Source organism: Actinopolymorpha sp. B9G3 (assembly GCF_040120725.1).
In the GTDB taxonomy this organism is placed as follows: domain Bacteria; phylum Actinomycetota; class Actinomycetes; order Propionibacteriales; family Actinopolymorphaceae; genus Thermasporomyces.
Genome location: NZ_JBEEAB010000060.1, coordinates 1 through 3,292 on the forward strand (window position 1 = coordinate 1; position 3,292 = coordinate 3,292).

The 3,292-nt window shown below is 67.1% G+C and carries 2 protein-coding genes; both read left to right on the forward strand.

Annotated features, from left to right (window positions below):
- The first annotated feature begins 875 nt into the window (after window positions 1–875).
- Window positions 876–2,324, forward strand: a complete 1,449-nt coding sequence (locus ABNF93_RS34490; RefSeq protein ID WP_349332466.1) for a DDE-type integrase/transposase/recombinase — start codon at window positions 876–878, stop codon at window positions 2,322–2,324.
- A complete protein-coding gene (locus ABNF93_RS34495; protein WP_349332467.1) occupies window positions 2,321–3,133 on the forward strand; it encodes an ExeA family protein in 813 nt (270 codons plus the stop codon). The genes ABNF93_RS34490 and ABNF93_RS34495 overlap by 4 nt, the downstream gene beginning before the upstream one ends.
- Window positions 3,134–3,292 lie beyond the last annotated feature (159 nt).

Consider the following 3,292-nt stretch of genomic DNA (forward strand, 5'->3'; position numbering starts at 1 on the left):
TGTTAGCCGTCACTCCTTATGAGGACGCGGGGGTAGGTCGGCGTCATCGGGGGTGAGTGTGTGCGTGGGCAGGGCTGTTGGCCTTGCCCTTCTTCGTGTGCGACGACAACGTGATGACGTCCGGTTTGAGGCCGGCCCTCCCGGACGTCTTTTGGCGGAGCCGCCGGGAGGGCCTCCAGGCGCTCGGAGGCGCCATGCTCACGGTAGGCACAGCGGCGTTGGACGTCGAGCGGCGGTTGTTGGCGGGGTCGTTGTCGTGTCCGGGGTGCGGGCATCGGCTCGGGCCGTGGGGGCATGCGCGGGCTCGGGTGGTGCGCAATGACGGCGCGATCGGGTGGCGGTTGCGGCCACGGCGTGCGATGTGTGGTGGCTGCGGGAGGACGCATGTGTTGTTGCCGTCGACGTGTCTGGTGCGGCGGGCGGACACGGTGAGGGTGATCGGGGCGGCGCTGGGATGGGCGGCGGCAGGTTGGGGGCATCGACGGATCGCTTTGCAGCTTGGGCGTCCGGCGGCGACGGTTCGTGGCTGGCTGCGTCGGTTCTGCTCGCGGGCGGGTCCGCTGCGGGTCGGCTTCACCGAGTTGTTGTGCGCTCTTGATGCTGCTGATCCGGTGCTGCCAGAGCCAGCTGGGTCGGATGTTGCGGACGCGGTAGCCGCGATCCTCGCCGCGGCTGGTGCAGCGGTGCGTCGGTGGGGCAGTTCGGTGTTCGCGGTGTCGCCGTGGCAGTTGGCTGCCGCGGTCACCTCAGCACAAACTTCTGGGCCCGCAGACGTCACCGGTGTTGATCAACACGACTCGCCCCTGGTGAGACGGGCTCGCCTGCCACCAGCCTCGACGCGGACGATCTTCAACCGTGTCAAGGAGGAGTTGCAGGTGCATAAGAGCGACGACGAGCAGCGCCGGCGGGCCGAACGGGCCCGGCGGGTGGCGTTGTTCCGCTACGAGGTGATTCAGGACGCCGTTGATCCGCAGTTGTCCACCCGTCAACGCGGACAACTGGTCCGCCAACTCGCCGACCGCGACTTTGACGGCCCGTTCGGGGAGAAGCTGCGGGTGTCACGACCGACGATCGATCGGTGGATCCGGTGGTGGCGGCGCGGCGGGTTCGAGGCGTTGGTGCCAACCCCGGCCCAAGTCACTACGCGTACGCCTGCTGAGGTGCTGGAACTGGCGGTGGCGCTGAAGCGGGAGAAGCCCGAACGCACTGCCGTCCAGATCACCCGTATCCTGCGGGCCCAGTCCGGTTGGGCCCCGTCAGATCGCACCCTGCAACGCCACTTCGTCCGCCTCGAGCTCGATCGCCAGCTGAAACCGGAGCCGCAGATCTTCGGTCGGTTCGAAGCCGACCGGTGCAACGAGGTGTGGACCGGCGACGCCCTGCACGGCCCGGTCGTCGCCGGCCGCAAGACGTACCTGTTCTGCTTCATCGACGACCGGTCCCGGGCGGTGATGGGCGCCAGATTCGGCTTCAGCGAAGACACCGTCCGGCTGGCCGCGGCACTGCGGCCAGCACTGGCCGCCCGCGGCGTCCCCGAGTCCATCTACGTCGACAATGGCAGCCCGTTTGTGGATTCCTGGCTGCTGCGAGCCTGCGCCACCTTGGGTATCAAGCTGGTGCATTCTCAGCCGGGCAGGCCACAAGGCAGGGGCAAAATCGAGCGGTTCTTCAGAACCGTGCGCGACCAATTCCTCGTCGAAATCACCGCCGAAGACGCCGCCACGATCGCGGATCTGGCCGAGTTGAATCGGCTGTTCCTGGCCTGGGTAGAAACCGTCTACCACCAGCACGTCCACTCCGAAACCGGGAATCAGCCGCTGCGGCGCTGGCACGAAGGAGTCCCTGACCCGCTGCCCAGGCCGACACCAGCCCAGCTGAAGGAGGCGTTCTTGTGGAGCGAGTACCGCACCGTCACCAAGAACGCCACCGTCTCGCTGCACAACAACGCTTACCAGGTTGACGAACTGCTGATCGGCCGCAAGGTCGAGCTGGTCTTCGATCCATTCGACCTTACCGACATCGAGGTCCGCTATGCAGGCCGCAGCTTCGGCGCCGCTGTCGCGTTCCGGATCGGTCGGCACTCCCACCCCAAGGCTCGACCCGAACAACCTGAGCTGCCACCACCACCCAGTGGGATCAACTACCTGCACTTGCTCGACGTCGCTCACAGCGAGCAGCTGCAGGCCCGGATCAACTACGCCGCGCTCATTGAAGATTCCAACCACACGGCCCAACCGAGCCACGAAGACGAGCAGATTCCCGGCCAGCTCGACCTGACCCGACTCGCCAACCACACCGACACCGACCGGGAGCAGCAGCCATGATCGAACGCCTGCAAGCCCACTACGGCTTCACCCGCATGCCGTTCGGGCGCGACCTTGCACCCGGCATGCTGCACCGCCACAGCAGCCACGGCGAAGCCGTCGCCCGGATCACCTGGTGCATCACCGAACGCACCCTCGGCGTGATCACCGGCGAGGTCGGCGTCGGCAAGACCGTCGCCATCCGGGCCGCCCTCGCCGGCCTCGACCCCACCCGCCACATCGTCATCTACCTCGGCAACCCGAAAGTCGGCACCCGCGGCATCCACCACGCCGTCGTGGTCGCGCTCGGCCAAACTCCCCGATTCCACACCGCCACCCTGGTCCCACAAGCCGCCGACGCATTGGCCACCGAGTATGCCGAACGTGGCCGCACCCCCGTACTCGTGATCGACGAAGCGCACCTCCTCGGCCACGACCAACTCGAAGGCGTGCGCATGCTGACCAACCACGACATGGACTCCCGCTCGCCTTTCGCCTGCCTGCTCATCGGCCAACCCACCCTGCGCCGACGCATCAAACTGGGCGTCCTGGCCGCTCTCGACCAACGCATCGCCGTCCGCTACCACATGACCGGCATGAACCTCGAAGACACCGCCGGATACCTGCGCCACCACCTCGGCCTCGCCGGCAGATCCGACACCCTCTTCAGCGACGACGCCGCCGCGCTCATCCACCAGACCAGCCGCGGCTACCCCCGCGCGGTCAACAACCTCGCTGTCGCGTCACTCCTCGCCGCCTACGCATCCGGCAACGCCATCGTCGACGAGGCAAGCACACGCACCGCCGTGACGGAGGTGACGACAGAATGATCAACCAGCCGACAACCTGAACACCAAGCCCCGCCGAACACCAACCCGGCGGGGCTTTCTCACACCCACGCACGCTCACCAGCAACGACGCCTACATGCTCATGCCGAACGTCGGGCAACAGGGGAGCCTTCACGGCGGGCGGCTTGTTCCAGCAACAG

What these genes read in the sequence shown, in the direction of transcription:
- ABNF93_RS34495 (WP_349332467.1), top strand. Translation starts at nt 2,321, where the DNA reads ATGATCGAACGCCTGCAAGCCCACTACGGCTTCACCCGCATGCCGTTC.